The organism is Tenggerimyces flavus, assembly GCF_016907715.1.
GTDB lineage: Bacteria > Actinomycetota > Actinomycetes > Propionibacteriales > Actinopolymorphaceae > Tenggerimyces > Tenggerimyces flavus.
Genome location: NZ_JAFBCM010000001.1, coordinates 395,341 through 413,312 on the forward strand (window position 1 = coordinate 395,341; position 17,972 = coordinate 413,312).

General features: G+C 69.6%; 19 protein-coding genes, 1 tRNA gene and 1 pseudogene. 6 read left to right on the plus strand and 15 right to left on the minus strand.

All coding sequences use genetic code 11. The annotated features are described in order from the left end of the window. Positions 1 to 21: 21 nt before the first annotated feature. Positions 22 to 696: a GntR family transcriptional regulator gene (locus JOD67_RS02020; protein ID WP_205114378.1), complete on the minus strand. Its 675-nt coding sequence runs from the start codon at positions 694 to 696 to the stop codon at positions 22 to 24. Positions 697 to 765: 69 nt separating this feature from the next. Here JOD67_RS02020 and JOD67_RS02025 point away from each other — a divergent pair, with 69 nt between their 5' ends. Together JOD67_RS02025 and JOD67_RS02030 are read left to right on the plus strand one after the other, a co-directional pair. Next, positions 766 to 1,551 carry a creatininase family protein gene (locus JOD67_RS02025; protein ID WP_205114379.1) on the plus strand — a complete coding sequence of 262 codons (786 nt, stop codon included), beginning with the start codon at positions 766 to 768 and terminating at the stop codon, positions 1,549 to 1,551. Continuing rightward, on the plus strand, positions 1,548 to 2,687 hold the full coding sequence (locus tag JOD67_RS02030; protein ID WP_205114380.1) for a mandelate racemase/muconate lactonizing enzyme family protein: 1,140 nt from the start codon (positions 1,548 to 1,550) through the stop codon (positions 2,685 to 2,687). Before JOD67_RS02025 ends, JOD67_RS02030 begins: the two co-directional genes overlap by 4 nt. On the opposite strand, the gene JOD67_RS02035 is transcribed toward JOD67_RS02030, so the two are convergent. After that, positions 2,684 to 3,922: a DUF4032 domain-containing protein gene (locus JOD67_RS02035; RefSeq protein WP_307782240.1), complete on the minus strand. Its 1,239-nt coding sequence runs from the start codon at positions 3,920 to 3,922 to the stop codon at positions 2,684 to 2,686. The two genes, JOD67_RS02030 and JOD67_RS02035, sit on opposite strands and share 4 nt — an antisense overlap. Before the next feature lie 103 nt (positions 3,923 to 4,025). Here JOD67_RS02035 and JOD67_RS42335 point away from each other — a divergent pair. Beyond that, positions 4,026 to 4,520 (plus strand): annotated as a pseudogene (locus JOD67_RS42335) (phosphatase PAP2 family protein); the annotation flags it as partial. Here JOD67_RS42335 and JOD67_RS02045 read toward each other — a convergent pair. The 4 genes from JOD67_RS02045 to JOD67_RS02060 all read right to left on the minus strand — a co-directional run bounded on the left by JOD67_RS02045 (position 4,467) and on the right by JOD67_RS02060 (position 8,065). Then, positions 4,467 to 5,231 carry a response regulator gene (locus JOD67_RS02045; RefSeq protein WP_205114381.1) on the minus strand — a complete coding sequence of 255 codons (765 nt, stop codon included), beginning with the start codon at positions 5,229 to 5,231 and terminating at the stop codon, positions 4,467 to 4,469. The pseudogene JOD67_RS42335 and the gene JOD67_RS02045 sit on opposite strands and share 54 nt — an antisense overlap. Continuing rightward, positions 5,228 to 6,115: a sensor histidine kinase gene (locus tag JOD67_RS02050; RefSeq protein WP_205114382.1), complete on the minus strand. Its 888-nt coding sequence runs from the start codon at positions 6,113 to 6,115 to the stop codon at positions 5,228 to 5,230. Before JOD67_RS02050 ends, JOD67_RS02045 begins: the two co-directional genes overlap by 4 nt. 62 nt (positions 6,116 to 6,177) lie before the next feature. Next, positions 6,178 to 6,804, minus strand: a complete 627-nt coding sequence (locus JOD67_RS02055) for a bleomycin resistance protein (protein ID WP_205114383.1) — start codon at positions 6,802 to 6,804, stop codon at positions 6,178 to 6,180. A gap of 163 nt (positions 6,805 to 6,967) precedes the next feature. Then, positions 6,968 to 8,065, minus strand: a complete 1,098-nt coding sequence (locus JOD67_RS02060) for an ABC transporter ATP-binding protein (protein WP_205114384.1) — start codon at positions 8,063 to 8,065, stop codon at positions 6,968 to 6,970. 223 nt (positions 8,066 to 8,288) lie between these two features. Here JOD67_RS02060 and JOD67_RS02065 point away from each other — a divergent pair, with 223 nt between their 5' ends. The 3 genes from JOD67_RS02065 (at position 8,289) to JOD67_RS02075 (ending at position 10,638) form a co-directional block, all read left to right on the plus strand. Continuing rightward, positions 8,289 to 9,287: a LacI family DNA-binding transcriptional regulator gene (locus JOD67_RS02065; RefSeq protein ID WP_307782241.1), complete on the plus strand. Its 999-nt coding sequence runs from the start codon at positions 8,289 to 8,291 to the stop codon at positions 9,285 to 9,287. Positions 9,288 to 9,396: 109 nt separating this feature from the next. Beyond that, positions 9,397 to 10,539 (plus strand): HIRAN domain-containing protein, encoded by a 1,143-nt coding sequence (locus JOD67_RS02070; RefSeq protein WP_205114385.1) that lies wholly within the window; start codon positions 9,397 to 9,399, stop codon positions 10,537 to 10,539. A gap of 26 nt (positions 10,540 to 10,565) precedes the next feature. Beyond that, positions 10,566 to 10,638 (plus strand) — tRNA-Thr (locus JOD67_RS02075). A gap of 23 nt (positions 10,639 to 10,661) precedes the next feature. Here JOD67_RS02075 and JOD67_RS02080 read toward each other — a convergent pair. The 9 genes from JOD67_RS02080 to JOD67_RS02120 form a co-directional block, all read right to left on the minus strand. Beyond that, positions 10,662 to 11,156 carry a hypothetical protein gene (locus tag JOD67_RS02080; RefSeq protein ID WP_205114386.1) on the minus strand — a complete coding sequence of 165 codons (495 nt, stop codon included), beginning with the start codon at positions 11,154 to 11,156 and terminating at the stop codon, positions 10,662 to 10,664. A gap of 88 nt (positions 11,157 to 11,244) precedes the next feature. After that, on the minus strand, positions 11,245 to 11,784 hold the full coding sequence (locus tag JOD67_RS02085; protein ID WP_205114387.1) for an RNA polymerase sigma factor: 540 nt from the start codon (positions 11,782 to 11,784) through the stop codon (positions 11,245 to 11,247). 102 nt (positions 11,785 to 11,886) lie between these two features. Beyond that, positions 11,887 to 12,339: a riboflavin biosynthesis intermediates N-glycosidase gene (gene ybiA / locus JOD67_RS02090; RefSeq protein ID WP_205114388.1), complete on the minus strand. Its 453-nt coding sequence runs from the start codon at positions 12,337 to 12,339 to the stop codon at positions 11,887 to 11,889. Continuing rightward, positions 12,336 to 13,772 (minus strand): dynamin family protein, encoded by a 1,437-nt coding sequence (locus tag JOD67_RS02095; protein ID WP_205114389.1) that lies wholly within the window; start codon positions 13,770 to 13,772, stop codon positions 12,336 to 12,338. Before JOD67_RS02095 ends, ybiA begins: the two co-directional genes overlap by 4 nt. Next, a complete protein-coding gene (locus JOD67_RS02100; RefSeq protein WP_205114390.1) occupies positions 13,769 to 14,056 on the minus strand; it encodes a hypothetical protein in 288 nt (95 codons plus the stop codon). The genes JOD67_RS02095 and JOD67_RS02100 overlap by 4 nt, the downstream gene beginning before the upstream one ends. Further along, a complete protein-coding gene (locus JOD67_RS02105) occupies positions 14,041 to 14,502 on the minus strand; it encodes a nucleotide exchange factor GrpE (protein WP_205114391.1) in 462 nt (153 codons plus the stop codon). Before JOD67_RS02105 ends, JOD67_RS02100 begins: the two co-directional genes overlap by 16 nt. A 7-nt stretch (positions 14,503 to 14,509) precedes the next feature. Next, on the minus strand, positions 14,510 to 15,703 hold the full coding sequence (locus JOD67_RS02110) for a C39 family peptidase (protein ID WP_205114392.1): 1,194 nt from the start codon (positions 15,701 to 15,703) through the stop codon (positions 14,510 to 14,512). Continuing rightward, positions 15,700 to 17,550 carry a dynamin family protein gene (locus JOD67_RS02115; RefSeq protein ID WP_205114393.1) on the minus strand — a complete coding sequence of 617 codons (1,851 nt, stop codon included), beginning with the start codon at positions 17,548 to 17,550 and terminating at the stop codon, positions 15,700 to 15,702. The genes JOD67_RS02110 and JOD67_RS02115 overlap by 4 nt, the downstream gene beginning before the upstream one ends. Beyond that, positions 17,547 to 17,963 (minus strand): DcrB/PsbP domain-containing protein, encoded by a 417-nt coding sequence (locus tag JOD67_RS02120; protein ID WP_205114394.1) that lies wholly within the window; start codon positions 17,961 to 17,963, stop codon positions 17,547 to 17,549. Before JOD67_RS02120 ends, JOD67_RS02115 begins: the two co-directional genes overlap by 4 nt. Positions 17,964 to 17,972: the final 9 nt, after the last annotated feature.

Consider the following 17,972-nt stretch of genomic DNA (forward strand, 5'->3'; position numbering starts at 1 on the left):
GGTAGACGCCAGGTAGAGGGGTCACTGGCCGTGTGAGGCACCACTGCCGCCCAGGTCGAGGGTCTCCTCGATATGGCGAGCCAGTACCGCTTCCACCTCTCCCAGGTCTCCGCCGCGGAGCGCGGCGAGGAGTTCGTCGTGGCCGTCGGCGATCTCCTCCAACGTCTCGTACCGCCCCGTGTCGCGGTGGAAGTACGCCCGGACCCGAGGAGCGATCGTGCGCCAGACCTGCAGCGCGTGCGGCTGCTCAGCCCGTTCCAACAACAGCTCGTGGAACGCCACGTCCGTCTCCACCACCACAGCCCGATCCCCCACACGAGCCGCCGCGCGCATCGACGACGCCAACGAGGCCAGCGTCGACAGGTCCGCGGGGGTCAGCCGGGCCAGCGCGTGCCGGACGGCGAAGCGCGCGAGGACCAGCCGGAGAGGCACCAGCAGGTGCTCGACTTCCTCGGCCGAGATCTCCGCCACCACCGTGCCGCGGTACGGGTACGACACGACCAGCCCCTCCTGCTCCAGCTGCCGCAGCGCCTCCCGCACCGGCCCGCGGCTGATCCCCATCCGCTCCGCGAGATCCCGCTCGACCAGCCGATCTCCCGGAGCCAGCGAGCCCACCTCGATCGCGTGCCGCAGCGCCCGGACGATCACGTGCCGCCGCGAGTCGGCCGTGATCCGGGGCAGGAAGTCGAGCGTCATGACCGGAATCGTACAAGGAATATGGTCAACCATTGACCATCGTGAAGCCACCCGCCTACCGTGAAAGCCATGACCGAGTACCGGTACGACCGCCTCACCTGGCCGGACGTCAAGGCCGCGGTCGCCGAGGAACGAGTCGTCCTCCTCCCCACCGGCGCCACCGAGCAACACGGTCCGCACCTGCCGCTCGACGTCGACGCGTTCCTCGCCCACACCGTCTGCCTCGAGGTCGGCAGGCGGGCGCCCGACAAGGTGCTCGTCCTGCCGCCGGTCCCGTACGGGCTCAACCAGCACCACATCGACTTCCCCGGCACGATCCACATCGAGCCCGAGACGTTCATCGCGTTCTGCACCGACATCACCAGGAGCGTCGCCCACCACGGCTTCAGCAAGATCCTGATCGTCAACGGACACGGGTCGAACACGCCGCTCGTCGACCTCGTCGCCCGCAAGACCACCTTGACGACGAGCGCGCTCTGCGCGGCGGTGAACTACTTCGCCCTTGCCCGCAAGGAGTTCGAGCAGTTCAAGGAGACCGAGGTGGTCGCACATGCCGACGAGTTCGAGACGTCGCTCTATCTCCACGTCGCACCCGAACGCGTCCGCATGGACCAGGCCGTCGCCGACGACGACGTGCGCGGCAAGTACGTCACGTCCGACAGTACGTACGACTTCCCCGTCCGCTTCTCCGACTACTGGTCCCGCTGGACGAGCACCGGCGTGCACGGCGATCCGACGAAAGCCACCGCGGAGAAGGGCAAACGCATCTTCGAGACCACGGTCGCGGCGCTGGTCGAGTTCGTCGACGAGTGGCGCGCCTGGCCGATCGCCGAGCGGAGAGACTTCCACCAGTGAGGATTCGCGAGATCCGCTGCGCCGGCCTGCGCGGCGCGACACCGGCCGGCGGCTGGGCCACCGAGCTCACGCCCGAGGACAACGTCCACACGCTCGTCGTCGTGCACACCACCGAGGACCTGTACGGCGTCGGAAGTGTGTTCACCAGCGAGGCGCTGGTCCGAGCGTCGCTGGATGTCCTTGCCCCGTTGGCGATCGGCGAGTCCGCGCTCGAGCCGGAGCGCGTGTCCGAGAAGCTGCATCAGCACACGTTCTGGCAGGGACGCGGCGGCGCGATCACGCACACGATCAGCGGCATCGACATCGCCCTGTGGGACCTCCTCGGCCAAGCCACGCGGCAACCCGTCGGCCGGCTGCTGGGTGGCAGGCATCGCGAGCGGGTCCGCCCGTACGCGTCGCTGCTCATGACCGATCCTCCGGCCGAGATGGTCGATCAGCTGATATCCCTACGGGAGCAGGGCTTTCGCGCGTTCAAGATTGGCTGGGGGCCGTTCGGCCGCCGCGACGCCAGGACCGACGAGTCCGTCGTACGGGCCGCCAGAGAAGCGATCGGCGACGACGCTCTGCTCGCGGTCGACGCCGGCGGCAGCGACGCGTTCTGGCGAGGCGATCTCGCCTGGGCCAGACGGACAGCCACCATGCTCGCCGGCTACGACGTCGCCTGGTTCGAGGAAGCACTCGAACCGGACGCCGCCGAGGACTTCGCGTCACTGCGGGCGACCTCGCCCGTGCCGATCTCCGGCGGCGAGGTGCTGACGAGAAGGCAGTCGTTCCTGCCCTTCCTGCAAGCGGGTTCGTTCGACATCGTGCAGCCGGACGTGACAAAGGTCGGCGGCCTCAGCGAGTCGCGCCGGATCGGCTGGGCCGCGCAGGACCACGGCGTGCGGCTGATCCCGCACGGCTGGAACACCGCGGTCGGGCTCGCCGCCGACCTACACCTCGCGGCCGCGCTCCCCGAGACGGACCTGGTCGAGTACATCGGCGGTTCCGCGTACGTCGACGACCTGGTCAGCGACCCGTGGCAGCTCGACAGCGAAGGCATGCTGGCGATTCCGGCCGAACCGGGGCTCGGGCTGCGCCTCGACCCCGACGCCGTCGCCCGCTACACCGGCAACGCGGACCTCGGATTGCCCTAGGGGTCGATCTCCGCGAGCGACGGCAGGTCGTCCTCGGACGGCAGCCGCGTCTTCTCGTCCGGGCGGTTGCGCAGCACGGTCTGGATGTACGACTGGGTCGCGCGCGTCAGCGGGATCTCGGTGCCGGCGGCCTCGGAGAGGTACCAGCGGTGCTCGAGCACCTCGTGGAACAGCTCGGCCGGCTCCAGCTTGCCGCGCAGCTCATGCGGAACGGCCTGGACGACCTTCTCGAAGACGCCGGTCAACCACTCGTGCGCGACGATCTCCTCGTCCTCGCCCTGCTGATCGGTCCCGGCGCGGTAGGCGTCGAGGTCGTTGAGGAGCCGGCGAGCCTGGTTCTCCTCAACCTCCAAGCCAGTAAGGCGAAGCAGCCGTCGCGCGTGGTGTCCGGCGTCGACCACCTTGGGCTGGATGCGGATGTGCCGGCCGTCGAAGTCGGTGCTGATGTCGAGCTCGGCGACGTCGAAGCCGAGGTCGTTCAGCCGCCGGATCCGCGAGTCCAGGCGATGCAGCTCGCCGGTGTCGAACTCCTCCGCCTCGGTGAGCTCGGCCCAGAGCCGTTCGTACCGTTCGACGACGGAGTCGGCTGGGGCGAGCAGGTCGACATCCTCCGGAACCAGCCCACCTGCTTGAAGATCGAGCAGCTCACCGAAGATGTTGGTGTGCGCGGTGTCGAGATCGTGGCTGCGCTGGCCGGGCGAGAGATCGTTGTGCAGCTCGCCGGTCTCGGCGTCGACGAGGTACGCGGCGAACGCGCCCGCATCGCGGCGGAAGAGCGTGTTGGACAGCGAGCAGTCGCCCCAGAAGAAGCCGGCGAGGTGGAGCCGGACGAGCAGGGCGGCGAGCGCGTCGATGAGCCGTTCGACGGTGTCGGCGCGGAGGCGTTGGGAGAAGACGGCGCGGTACGGCAGCGAGAAGGATAGGTGACGCGTCAACAACATCGGCTGCAGATCCTCGCCGTCCGGCGTCGTCCGGTCGAGGACGACGCCGACCGCCTCGACCGAGGGCACGTCGAGCCGGTTGAGGTCCCGCAGCAGGCGGTGCTCGCGGAGGACGTACCGCTCCTCCGCCTCCTTGAGCGCGTAGACGTGGCCGCCGAGCCGGATGAACCGGACGACGTGTCGCGAGATGCCCCGGGGCAGCGAGACCAGATGCTCGTCCGGCCAGTCCATGAGCGGCGTGCTCCACGGCAGGCGGATGATGCCGGGATCGGCGGGTACGGAAACGAAGCGCACGATTCATCATGGCAAACACCTGTCAACCCTGACGAACGTCCAGGTGCCAACTTGGTCGTTCGGCTCGGGTTCGGGGCGGCTGGCGTTCCTAGCGTCCCACCCCATGACGAAACGACTGCTTGGCGCCATCGCCGTCCTGGCCGGTGGCGGGACGGCCATCGCGCTGCTGGCCCAGGGACCGGCCAGGGAGGGCCTGAGCGTGGACCTGTATCGGGCGCTCCTCCTCGGAACGGCCTGGGACCACGCCGCGGACGCCCTGCTGGTCTTCCTCGGCCTGCTGCTGACCTGGACCGGGTGGTCCGTCCGGCGGAACGTGCCCGCGATCGTTCGCGTCGCGTGGGTCGGCGCGGGAACCGCGGTCGCGTACGGCCTCAGCGAGGGGCTCAAGCTCGTCGTCGACGAGGAACGGCCGTGTCGCGCCGTCCTCGAGCTCGCCGGCTGCCCACCCGTGGGCGACTGGTCGTTTCCGAGCAACCACGCCACGCTGGCAGCGGGGATCGCCGTCGGGTTGGCCATGCTCCGGCCTCGGCTCGCCGCCGTCGCGCTACCGCTGGGCCTGCTGGTGGCGCTCGCCCGCGTCGTCGCCGGCGTCCACTATCCGCACGACGTGGTCGCGGGCGCGGCCCTCGGCGCCGCCGTGGTCGCCGCGGGCTTGCTGCTCCTCGGGAAGCAGCCCGGCCTCGTACGCGACGACGGCCGCGGCGGCCCGGTTGCCGACGCCGAGCCGGGTCAGGACGGCGCTGACGTGCGCTTTCACCGTTCCCTCGACCACCCCGAGGCGGCGGGCGATTTGCCCGTTGGTCGAGCCGGCGGCGAGGAACGCGAGCACCCCGCGCTCCCGCGGCGTGAGCGCGGCGACGCGCCGGCGGGCGGTCGCGCCGCCCGCTCCCCCGGCGGTGAGGTGGTGGACGACGCGGGCGGCGACCGTCGGTGAGAGGTACGCGGCGCCGCCAGCCACCGCGCGGACACCGGCGATGAGCTCCTCCGGCTCGCCCGACTTGACCAGGAAGCCCGCGGCGCCGTCGCCCAACGCGCGCAGGATGTTGTCGTCCTCGCCGAACGTCGTCAGCATCACCACGCCCGTCGCCGGGACGGTCCGGCGGATCTCGGCGGCGGCGCGGAGGCCGTCGACGCGGGGCATGCGGATGTCGAGGACGGCGACGTCGGGGCGGTGCCGGTGGGCGAGGTCGACCGCCTGCCGGCCGTCGGCGGCCTCGGCGACCACCTCGAGGTCGGGCGCCGTCGCGAGAACGGAGTGCACGCCGCGGCGGACCATCGGCTCGTCGTCGGCGACAAGGACGCGGATCACGCGGCGCTCACCTGCTTGGAGACGAGTCGGCCTGCCGCGAAGCAGAGCTGGTAGGTGTCGCCGTAGCGGTCAGCGAACGGGTTGGCCGTGATCGCGTGACGCACGCAGCCGTCTGGGTGAGCGCTGGCCTGGCCGACTGTGAGGGCCTCGTACGCGGCGGCATCGAGCACGGTCGCGCTGAGCTGGTGGGCTTCCCAGGCTCGGGTGCCGACACCGATCAGCGCGGTGACGGCGAGGGGTACGGCGACGGCGGCGCACGCGAGCCGCCCGAGTCGCGGCCCGTTCGGCTCCGGCGGCGGGGTGGCGGGAACGCGCGCGGTGAGGTGGAAGCCGCCGCCGCCGGCTCCGTACGCGAGCTCGCCGCCCGCGGCTTCGACGCGTTCGGTCAACCCTGGAAGGCCGTTCGTCACCCTGACTTCGCTCCGGCGGACTCGTACGATGACCGGCGCGCCCGGCGCGTGCTTGACCGCGTTCGTCAGCGCCTCCTGCACGACCCGGCGCGCGACCGGGCCGTCCGCCCCGGGCTCGGCGTCGAGGCTGACGTCGAGCCCGGCCCTTCGCGCGCCGTCGACGAGGGCAGCCGTGTCGTCCGTACGCAGAACGCCGACCACCTCGCCGAGCCGTTCGACCGCGGCGGCGGCTCGGGCGCGGACCTCGTGCGCGGCCGACCGGTGCTCGTCGGGCACGGTGAGCTTCAACGTGCCAGCGGACAACGCGATCAGGTTGAGGTCGTGGCCGAGCTGGTCGTGCAGGTCCTGCGCGATGCGGGCCCGTTCCCGCCCCACGATCTCCCGCTGTCGTTGCCGAAACCGGCGGGCGAACCACCAGAACGCCGCCAGGCCCACCGCCAGTGCGATCGCATCCCCGTAGAACACTGTCCGCACGATACGAGGATGCGCCCGCGACCCGAATCCGCCGCAGGTCGCATCCCGTATCAACCTTCGGACTAGGCCACCTCGGCGAAGCAGAGCAGGTTGCCGTCGGGATCGGCGACGATGAAGTCGCTCGTGCCCCAAGGCTGCGGTCGCAGCGGTTGAACCAGCTCGACGCCGGCCGCCTGGTACTCGAGGAACAGCTCCTTCACCCCGGTCACCGGGATGTTGGCCGCGAGCAGGCTGTCGTGCACGAGCGTCTCGCGGTCGAAGACCGGTCGATCGGTGAAGCGGAGGTTGAGCGCGGCGCCGCCGCGGCGGACGAGGGCGTAGAACGGCGGGTCGCCGTACTTGTACGCGACCTCGAAGCCGAGGCGTTCGGCGAAGAACGCGCAGGACGCGGTGACGTTCCGCACGAACAGCTGCGGGTAGGCGGCGACGAGTGCTGGCGTCGCCTGGGAGGTGGTGGACTCGGACATGGCGTTCCCTTCGGCCACGAGCGCCGCCCAGCTGTCGAACCCGTGCTCGCGGGCGAGCAGCTCCTGCGCCTGGGCGAGCGTGAACGGGGCGGCGAGGATCTCCCCGTCGCTCACCGACGCGTACCGCGGCAGCGCGATCCGGAGGCGCTGCGCCACCGGGTGATAGCCCTGCCGGTGCCAGCGCAGCAGCTGCTTGGCCTGCTTCTTGAGGTTCTCGATCATGGGGCGCGCTCTCGTTCGGACATCGGACGGTGGGTGGGCATGGCCCCTCCGGCCCGAACTGGCCGTTGCGCCCCATCGGCGACACTCCGCAGTGTGCCAAGACGAAGGGCCCGGAGGCAAGCTGCCTCCGGGCCCTGTCGTTCGTGCCAGTGCTTACACCGGCTTACACCGTGAGGCGCTCACCAGTCGACGTGGAGAACAGGTGGATCCGCTCGGCGTCGGCGGCCAACTTGACCGAGACGCCCTTCTCCGGAGGACGACGCGCGTCGATCCGGGCGATGATCTCCTTCTGGTCCTCGGCGGTGCCGGAGCCGTCCAGCAGGCCGTAGAGGTACGCGTCCGCGCCGAGCTCCTCGACCACCGCGACCTCGACCTTCAGACCGTTGTCGCCGGAGCCGACGATCCGGAACGCCTCGGGACGGATCCCGACGGTCACGGTCGAGTCGCCGCCGATCTTGCCGCGGACCGAGGACTCGATCGGGATCGTGTAGCCGCCCACGTCGGCACCGGTGTCGGTGACCTTGCCCTCGAGCAGGTTCATCGCGGGGGAGCCGATGAAGCCGGCGACGAAGACGTTGTTGGGCTTGTCGTACAGGTTGAGCGGGGTGTCGGTCTGCTGCAGCAGGCCGTCCTTGAGCACCGCGACGCGGTCGCCCATCGTCATGGCCTCGGTCTGGTCGTGCGTGACGTAGACCGTGGTGATGCCGAGACGGCGCTGGAGCGCGGCGATCTGCGTACGGGTGGAGACACGCAGCTTCGCGTCCAGGTTGGACAGCGGCTCGTCCATGAGGAAGACCTTCGGCTCCCGGACGATCGCGCGGCCCATCGCGACCCGCTGGCGCTGACCACCGGAGAGCGCCTTCGGCTTGCGGTCGAGGAACTCTTCCAGGCCGAGCAGCTGGGCGGCCTCACGTACCTTCTTGAGGCGCTGGTCCTTGGCGACACCCTGCATCTTGAGCGCGAAGCCCATGTTCTCCGCGACGCTCATGTGCGGGTAGAGCGCGTAGTTCTGGAACACCATCGCGATGTCCCGGTCCTTCGGCGGCAGGTGCGTGACGTCGCGCTCGCCGATCCGTACCGCGCCGTCGTTGATCTCCTCCAGGCCCGCGAGCATGCGCAGGGACGTGGACTTGCCACATCCGGAGGGGCCTACCAGGACCATGAACTCGCCGTCGTTGATCTCGAGATCGAGCTTGTCGACGGCCGGCTTGTCGGAACCTGGATAGGTCCTCGACGCCTTGTCGAACGTGACTGTTGCCATGCTGTAGCCATCCCTTCACCGGCAGGAACGTGCCGGACGGTCCGAGCAAAGGGCTCTGTTTCCGCGTGACCCGTGTGGGTCCACAGTGTTAACGCATTGTGTCGTGAGATCGCTCCCATGTCACGGCTGGGGCCGAACCCGGTCGCTACGTTTTGACTCAGTCGTGACGTGTTTCTGACGTGCTTTGCCCGAACCTTGCTGACTTTGCGGCAGGATTGCGGTTGTGAAGCGGGCGCGTCTTGCCGACATCGCGGCTCAGGCCGGAGTCTCGGAGGCCACGGTCTCGCGGGTGCTGAACGGACGTTCCGGCGTCAGTGCGGCGACCGGCCAGGCGGTGCTGACGGCTTTGGACGTGCTCGGGTACGAGCGTCCGCTGAGGTTGCGCCAGCGCTCGGCGGGGCTCGTGGGGCTGGTCGTACCGGAGCTCGACAACCCGATCTTTCCGGCGTTCGCGCAGGTCATCGAGACCGCGTGCGCGCAGCACGGCTACACGCCGGTGCTGTGCACTCAGACGCCGGGCGGGGTGTCGGAGGACGAGTACGTCGAGATGCTGCTCGACCGGGGCGTGTCGGGGATCGTGTTCGTGTCAGGGCTGCACTCCGACGTTCACACCGATGTCGCGCGCTACCAGAAGCTGACGGGGCGGCGGCTGCCGATCGTTTTCGTGAACGGGTACGTGGAGGCCGTGTCGGCGCCGTTCGTGTCGAACGACGACACGGTGGCGATCGAGCTGGCGGTCGGACATCTGTCGTCGTTGGGGCATCGGCGGATCGGCTTCGCCTGTGGGCCGGATCGGTACACGCCGGTGCGGCGGAAGCTCGCGGCGTTCCGGTCCGCTGTGGGTGCTGGGGCCGACGACTTCGTGGAGATGTCGCTGTTCTCCGTGGAGGGTGGGCAGGCGGCGGCCGTTCGACTGCTGTCCAAGGGCGTGACGGGAATCGTGTGCGGGTCGGACCTGATGGCTCTCGGGGCTGTGTTGGCTGTGCGGCAGCGCGGGTTGTCGGTGCCTGGCGACGTGTCGGTGGTGGGGTACGACGACTCGCCTTTGATCGCGTTCACCGATCCCCCGTTGACGACGGTGCGGCAGCCGGTGCACGCGATGGGGATGGCGGCTGTGCGGGCGTTGATCGACGAGATCAACGGGCAGGGCGCGCCGCACGCCGAGTACGTCTTCCGGCCGGAGCTGATCGTGCGTGGCTCTACCGGGTCTGCTTCGCGCTGACCTTTCTCCCCGGTTCTGCCTCCGGGGTGGGTGTTGAGCGCCTACCGTTGCTTTGAGGCACTGCTTCGTCACTGTGAGGCATGGCCGCGGTTCCTGGGGAGGGGCAGGTATGGCGTTGCTGGAGCGGTTGCGGCGTTGGCGTACTCAGCAGTCCTCTCCGCCGAGCATGGCGAAGTTCTACTGGGGCGAGGAGTCGCTCGAGGTCGTCGGGGAGAGCAACTACCAGGATGCGTTGTGGTCGCTCTGTGGTGGTGTGCCCGGCGGTGAGCGGGTGCGGCACGCGGTGGTGGCGGTGCTCGTTCCGGAGCCGGAGAACCCGTACGACGAGAACGCGATCTCGGTCCGCATCGAGTCGCACCGCGTGGGCTACCTCGACCGTGCGACGGCCGCTTCGTACATTGGCGGGCTTCGGGCGCTGGTCAGCGCGACCCGGCACCACGTCGCGCTCGGCGGCGTCATCGTCGGCGGTGGCCTGCGTACCGACGGCCTCGGTCTGCTCGGCGTCTGGCTCGACCACAACCCTTCGGACTTCGGCGTGCGGCGGCGTGCGTTTGATCCTGCTGCTCTGCGGACGGGCTTCAGCGAGGCGTGGCTGACCGATGTGGACGACGACTCGTACGACCTGTCCTGGTACGACGCGCTGCCGGAGAACGATGTCGATGCGATCGCTCTGCTGCGCGATCTGCTCGCTTCCGATCCGGACCCGATCGATCGGCACTTCCAGTTCGCGGAGCTGGGGTCGCGGCTGTATCGGCGGCGAGAGCGGGACCCGAGCGCGCTGCACGCGTACGACGTGACGTGTGGGCAGCACGACGCGGAGATGGAGTCGATCTGCGCCGCGTTCCTGGAGAAGTGGGGCAAGGTGCCGCTGCTCGAGACGTACCGGCAGATGGCGATCCGGCAGCAGAAGCGGCGGGACTGGCCGGCCGTGGTCTGGTGGACGACCCGCGGCCTGGAGCTGTACGGAGCGGCGGCGGCCCGTTCGGACTCCGTCGAGGATTTGCTGAAGCGGCGCCACCAGGGGCTGGCGAAGCTCGATGCCGCAGCCGCCGCTCAGCGCCCAGCGACGCGGCCCCCGCTGGTCGCCGTACCGTCCGTCGACGGCTCCGCACCGCCGGCCGACCCCACCGGCGGCGTTTCGCGTCCCCTCGAGACCCTGACCTGCACCCAGTGCACGACCCCGTTCGACCGCCTGGTGGTCCGCGGCCGCAAACCATCCCTCTGCCCGTCCTGCCGGCTCGGCCGACCGTGACCGATATCCTGGACCCGCACCTCCCAGCCGGTGTGGCGCAATTGGCAGCGCAACCGCCTTGTAAGCGGTAGGTCGCGGGTTCGAATCCCGCCACCGGCTCCCCTCCGACCCGGCAGGCCTGGTCAACGGTAGAACGGGTCGCCGGGGCGGTGGTCTTCGTTGTCGTCCCAGCCGTCGTGGTCGCTGTCCGGGGTCCCGTACACGACCTGGCCGGTCTCCTCGGCGAGGTCGAGGATGAGCTGGGAGATCGGGTCGCGGTTGGTGACTGGACCGATGAGCATGTCGGCGGCCGCTTCTTCGCGGTCGTCCATGCTGTTGCCGTTGGCGTCGATCTTCATGGAGTCGACCACGCCGTCGTTGTTGGTGTCGACTGTCAGGGTCTCGAGTACGCCGTCGTTGTCCTGGTCGACGTTGATCTGGTCGATCTGGCCGTTCTCGTGGTAGTCGAACACGCGAATCTCGGCGTCGCCGGACAGGTCGGTGTCGTAGTCCATGATCTCGATTCGGCCGTCTTGATCGGCGTCGTACGCCAGCGCTTCGTTGAAGCCGTCGTTGTTGGTGTCAACGCGCAGGTGGTCGACGATGCCGTCGTTGTTGTAGTCGAATGTCTCGGTCACGATGGCTCCTCGGTGGAACGGCCGCACCTTGCGGCACCTGTGAGTTGGAGCTACCTGGACCCGACTTTGTTCCCCTAGGCAAGGCGAGTCACGAGCGTTCCTTCTCTGTCAGCGCGGCGAGGATAGCGGTCCGCGCACGGTTCAGACGGCTCTTCACGGTCTGGACCGGAACGCCCTGGTGCGCGGCGATCTCCTCGTAGGTCAGGTCGCCGTACTCGCGCAGGACGATTGCCTCTCGGAACTGCTCGCCGAGACCGGCCAGCGCGGTGGCGATGCGATCACGATCGGCCATTCTGTCGGTGAAGTCCTGCCTGTCCGGCTGGTCGAGCTCGTCGAGCAGATCAGTGGGGACGTCACGGCGGCGGCGCAGTACGGCCAATGCCGCGTTGGCGGCGATTCTGTAAGCCCACGTGCCGAAACGGGCATCGCTGCGGAACTTCCCCAGGTGCAGCCAGGCGGCAGTCAGTGCCTCCTGGAGCGCGTCCTCGGCATCGTATTCATTGCCGGTGATGCGGAGGCAGACCGACCACAGGCGAGTGCGATGCCGGCCGACGAGCTCGGCGTACGCGTGCTCGTCACCGGCCTGTGCCCGACCGATGAGCTCGGCCTCGACCAGTGTGGAAGTCATGGGGTTCCTGGCCTTTTCGTCCGGCCCACTGCCGGTTCCTGAAGTGAAGCACGCAGAGGAACACCGCGTCCTGAGGTTGGACAAGGACGACAACGCCCTGAGTCAGCTCGCCGCGACGCGCAGTTGCTCGCGAACCTCCATGAGCAGAAGGCCAAGCCGGTTGCGGCCGGATCCATCGCCGCCGTCGCCCCAGTAGCGGTCGTTCTTGGTGTGCTCGACGAGGAGCGCGTCGCCGGTAGACAGCAGCAGAGCACGAAGGTCGCCGTGCTGGGTGAACTTCGCGAGCAGCGCCTTCTTCATGACCGCGTCGCGCACTCCGTACCAGTCCCTACGCATCCCTCGGGTGTGGTCACGCCCCAGGCGCGCCGCCTCCATCGGGTTCGGTGCCCGACGGATCTCCTCGGCATAAGGCGTATCGGCGAACTTGCTTGCCTGGAAGAGGTGCTCGCTTGTCGGCCACTCGACGGCGTCGATCAGCAGCGGGTAGGGCGCGAAGTTCGACAGCTCGCCCCACGGGTCGGTCGGTCGATAGAAGTGGATGACGTCCAGAGTCATCCACCCGCGTCGGAACGGAGCCGGCGGGCGAGCAGTTGGTACGAACGCGCGAGAACGCGCCCAGCGTCGGCCTCTGCCGGGAAAACTGCGAGTGCGGCCGTACGAGTCGCTTCCGCTGATCGGCGCCGCGCCGCGAGCGCGAGCTCGTCGGGTCCGCCGGCCTCAATGCCCAACAGTGCAACGGGATCCGGGTCGTCGACGAAGCGGCTCAACTGCGCTACGAGAGGGGAGCCGGGCACCTCGCTGGTCAACGCGTGCAGGGCACGCAGCTCCTGCAACGGATGCAGGTCGGGATCGAACGTCGCGGTCTCCACCAGAGCGAGCGCCTTCTCGGCGTCGTCCGCGCGTCCGGCAGCAGTCGCGAGCACCCCGAGGGCACGGTTCGCCTTGAGCAGGTCGGCGCGCGGTACCAGCCGACTACGTACGACGTTCTCGAGGTCCGCGATGCCGGAGACCTCCTGGCACCAGGACTTCAACCGTGCGGCCCCGTTGGCAGCCTGGTCGCGTCCGGCGCCGACGCCGTACGGGCCGAAGAACCGGTAGAGATCCTGCAACGCGGGGTCCTGCCGGCGGAGCGACAGTGCCAGGACCTCCTCGCCGGCGAGATCGGCGACGCGACGGGCCAGTGACTCCGAGATCCGCCCAGTGCGTGCCGTCTCGGCGAGAAGACCCGACACCGGCAGGACGTCGGCCAGCTCGGCTCGGTGGGTGGTCGCGAGCCCCTGCGCCACCTCGCGGGCGACGTCGAAGGGGTCGCGCGGGTCGAACGGGCCGCTTCCGAAGCGGTCGGCCTGAGCCAGCAAGCCGACAGCGTTCAGGGCGGTCGCGGACTGCCGTCCCGCGGAGGCCCGGAAGTCGGCCAAGAAGTCGACGTCGCTGCGTCGTGCCGCATCGCCGATGAGGAAGAGCAGAGCATCGGCCGCACCGGCCGCACGTTGGGACGCCTTCCCCGCACCGAGGATCGCGCGCCGGGTCGCAGCATCGTTCGCAGCGGTCAGCGTGTCCAGGCCGGGAGTGTCGATGAGCGTGAGGTCGCGCAGCGGACCCGAGGCGAGGTGAACGACGAGCCGGGACACCTTCTCTGCCGGAACATCGAGCTCGTTGGGGAGGCCCTGGCCGGCGAGGCGGACGGGACGCATGCTGCCATCGACGAGCTCCAGGTCGGCGCGATCCGGCGCGCCGAAGCGGTACCAGGTGACCACGCGGGTGCATTCCCCCGCGCTGGTGGGCGCGATGCGGCGACCGACGAGTGCGTTGACGAGCGTCGACTTGCCCGAACTGACTCTGCCCACCACCGCGAGGCGCAAGGGTTCGGCCAAGGATGCCCGGGCATCCTCCGTGGCACTCGGGTCGTCGCCGGACAGCAGCGGGACAACGTCGTCGTACAGGCGGTGCAACCGTGCCAGCACGGCGGACCGAAGGGAAGGCGTCATGCCAGCCAGCCGGCGTCGTCGTCTCCCGGACCATCCACGTGCTGCTCGAGGTCAGGACCCTCTTCGGCGGCCCACTCCGGCTCATCGGCAACCAGGTCGCCGGGCTCCTCGTCGAGGGCCTCGGCTGGCAGCACCTCGGGGGTCGCGGCCTCCGAATCGGGTACGAGCGCGGCGAGCTCCCCCGCCTCACGCGGATCGTCCAGCGCACCCGCGAGGGCAGCCGCCCAGACGTCCTCGGGCGGTTCGACCGGGGGGCCTAGGAGTGGCCTCAGCTCGCCGTCCACACGACCACCTCCGCTGGGCGTACCACGGTCCCGTGGCTGCTCCAGCCGGTGCGAACCTGGTGCGCCACCTGCCCCAAGTGTCCCGGAGCGGCCGGCTCGGTGCCCACAGCGAGATGCTCGGCGGGGTCGAACGGCATACCCGGCGAGGCGTCGAGCGGAACGACGCCCGCGCGGCGAAGGACCTGCTCGACGTGGGCACGGACCGCAGGCGAGGAGGTCGCCAGGTCATACGCTCCGATCAGGCCCTCGGTGAGCAGGGTGGCGTCCGCGTCCGGCGCCGCCTGAGGTGCCGGCACCTCAGGATCCCGCAGTTGGGCGGGAGCCGCCCCGGACTCGTCGGGCCGGGAACGCCGGGTGCTCACCATGGCGAGGGCGGTGATGCCGGCAGCGGCTATCAGCGCGAGTACGGCCTGCCACCACGCGACGGTGAGCTCCCCGGTCCACATGGCCCGATCACTTCTTCCGAGCGCCGACGACCAGCCGGGCGCCGAGGAGGATCGGGAGGATCACCCACGGGTTGTCGAGTGCCCAGTCGACCGCCGACTCGAACGGGTTGGTTTCGCCGCTGGACTCGAACCCGGGCACGGCACCGTTCAACGTAGCCGCGGTCTCGACCACCGGCTCCATGTCCGCGGAGACGCCGGCCGCGGTGGCCGCGAACTCCTCCGGCGTCACGTCGCACACCACAGCGGCGTAGCCGGAGTCGGCCCAGGCACCGACGAGAACGTCGATCGGGTACTCCTTGCCGTCGCCCTCGGGGTCGCCCGGGTCACTGACGACCACGACCCCGCGCTCGACGTCGACTCCGGTGACCACGATGGCGTGGTCAGGCGCGTTGTCCTCGGTCGTCTCGCCCGTCCAGATCTCGCCGCTGTCCACGGCGAGCATCACGCTGCGACCTTCGTCCAGGTACTCCACGAGGGTCTCGACGCCGGTGCCGAACTCGATGGATGCGGGAACGCCGGCGTCCTCGAGCAGCGCGAGCGCGCCATCGACGCCGATGCCGGGCACGCCGTTCGGGCCGACCTCGAAGACCTTCAGCTCGTTCGCTCGCTCCACGAACTGCTGCTCGTCGCCATTGTGCTCCCCGGTGTACTCCGACACGATCTGCGCGATGCTCGCCGGTACGCAAAAACCGTTGGCCGCTTGCTCAAACCAGTGCTCGGAGTCGCCCACCGGGTCGCCGACAAGCTGGCCGTCGACGACGAAGGGGCTCTCGGGCACGGGATCGGTCGCCGTCTGTGCCGAGTCCCCGAACTGCAGGTCGAGGGCCTCGACTACTCCCGGGTCGATCTGCTGCATCTCCTCGCGGTTTAGGTCCAGCTCGGACTCGAAGACGCCGTCGGCGCCCTGGTCCACGCTCACGTGGTAACCGTCGGCGGTCCGGGTGACCATCAGCTCGAAGACGCCGTTGCCGTCGAGGTCGACACCCATGGTGTCGGCGAGCCGGTCGCCGTTCTCGTCGCTCACCGCGACGAGTGACCCGTCGGTGAGGCGCTCGAGAACCAGGTCGGGAACGCCGTTGCCGGAGTTGTCGAAGGTCTCGGTGACGCCACCGTCGGTCAGGGGCTCGCCGGCTATGGTCGCGGACTCCGGAGCCTGCGCCGCAGGGTCCAACTCTGTGTCGAAGCCGGTGGTCTCGGTCATGATCTGCTCCTCTGTCTGGTACTCGTTGGAGGCGCGGCGATGGCCGAATGTTCCGCGGGCGCGAGCCTTGCCAGTCGCTGCTCGAGCGCGCGACGTCTCGCCTGCACTGCCTCCATGCGGAGTTCGAGACGCTGTCCGGTCGACTCCCGCGTGGCCTCGTCCTCGCGCGCAGCCCGGTCCGCCTCGGCCAGGACTGCGCGTACGGCGGCAAGAGAACGCTTCAAGTGGTCCTCGAGCGCGATGTGCAGCTCCGGTCGCAGCTCGCGCAGCCACGAGTCGACCGCGGCGGTGAGATCCTGACGCGCGCCGGCGATCGAGTCGTACAGCGTGCCGGCGAGTTCCTGCTGACCCTGCCGGATGCTCCGGAAGCCGAGGTTGATCGCGACCATGGCGGCACCGCCCAGCAGCAGGCCGACAGGCCCCGCGACGCCGAGGAGCCCGACGAGGTGCGAGCCCATGAACGCCGTGCCCGCCACCGACGGGTCCAGCAGGGGATTCATGGTGACGGTCTCGCGTTGGCGGATCCGCATGCGGATGTCCGCCAGCCCTACGGAGATGTCGGCGCCGGGGATGTCGGCGTCGGCGTCGAACAACGCGCCGAACGCCGATCCGACCAGGTCGGTGACCCGCCCAGCGGTGTCGGCCCGGACCTCGTTGGCCAGGATGGCGAGCTCCGCGGCCAGGTCGGCGGCGAACTGGGCTTTGGCCGCGTTGCCCATGCCTCGCTTCTCCTGCTGGATGCGTCGCGACATCCGCGCGGTGAGCTCGTCGGCCCGCTCGTTGAGGTACTCCAGAGCCGACTGGCGGACGCGACCGAGGTCTCGTTCCAGGTCGAGCCTGCCGCGGCGCTGCTGCAGTTGGAGGGCTGCGAGCCGCTGCTGCTCGGACTCCAGTCCCGCGCGCACCTCACCACTGGAGAGCGCACGGATCTCCAACGAGACGCGCTCTTCGAGACGTTCGAGCCCGGAGTGTCCGGCGCGCAGCGCGTTGACGACTGCGACGTGTCGTTGGTCGCCCACGAGCCGGCGAAGGGTGTCGGCGAGCAAGGGAATACCGGACGCCTCGTTGAGTGCCTTCGCCACGTCGGCCGGCTGCGAACGGGCGTGCGCGGCGTACGCCGCGCTGACCGGATGCATCAGCACAGCGCCGAAGCGGGGGGCGTGCTTTCGCAGCAGGGCGCGGTTCTCGTCGCGTACCTGCTCCCAGCCACCGGGGTTGCGGTCGATCTTGGTCATCGCGATGACGACGTTCTCTGTGTGGTCGGTGACCTCGCGCAGGAACTCGAGCTCGGGTGCGGTCAGCGTCTGTCCACCGTCGATGACGAACAGCAGCGCGGTCGCGTCGGCCGCGGCCCGGCGGGCCTGCCGACCGTGGGCTGAGGAGAGCCCGCCGACGCCAGGGGTGTCGACGAGCGCGACGCCAGGCACCCAGAGGCTTGTCACCGCGAACCGGACGCCGAGCGGTGTGCTGTGCTCTCCTCCCGGGACAAGCATCGAGGTCGCCTGCTCGACCGGTACGCCGTCGCGGTGATCGGCGTAGAGGACCTCGGCACGACCTTCAGGCAGGGAAGGCGAGGGGGGAACGATGGCCACCACGCTCGCCGTCACGACCTCCGCACCGGTCGGGCTCACGTCGGCGCCGGTGAGCGCGTTGACGAGCGTGCTCTTGCCGCGCTTCACCTCGCCCACCACGACGACAGCCGGTGCTCCCGAGGTACCCCGTAGTCTCCGGTCGATCAACTGGACGTCGTCGCTCTGCCCGTACTGGTTGAGCATCCGCCGCGCCTGGAGCACGGGAACCGCGTCGGCTGCGGTCAGCCTCGGGCGACGCGGCACCTCGTCGCTCATCGACGGGCCTCGGCGCTCAGCAGGACCTCGACGAGAGTCGTCCTGCGTCGCTCGAACTCCGTCTCCACGGACGTCGCCGTCGCTGTGTAGCCACGGCCTTCGATCACGCAGTACCACTGGACCTGCCGCACGCGGACCCCGTCCGGCGGGGTCCAGGAGAACTCTCGGAGCATCCCGACGTGCTCGCCAAAGAGGAGCACCCCCTCGTACCGATGCTCTGTGTAGTGAGGGAACTCGGTACTCAGGAGCCGTCCCTGCGCGTCGGCGTAGCTCGACGTGGTGAAGGTCGGCGAGACTGCCTCGCTCGAGACGATCACGTTGGCCTGATTTTCCGGCGCGGACAACGTGATGGTCTCCTTGAACAACCACTCGGGAGGTGCGGAGGCGCCGAGCGTCGGGCGGTTCAACCGCATGAGATGTCC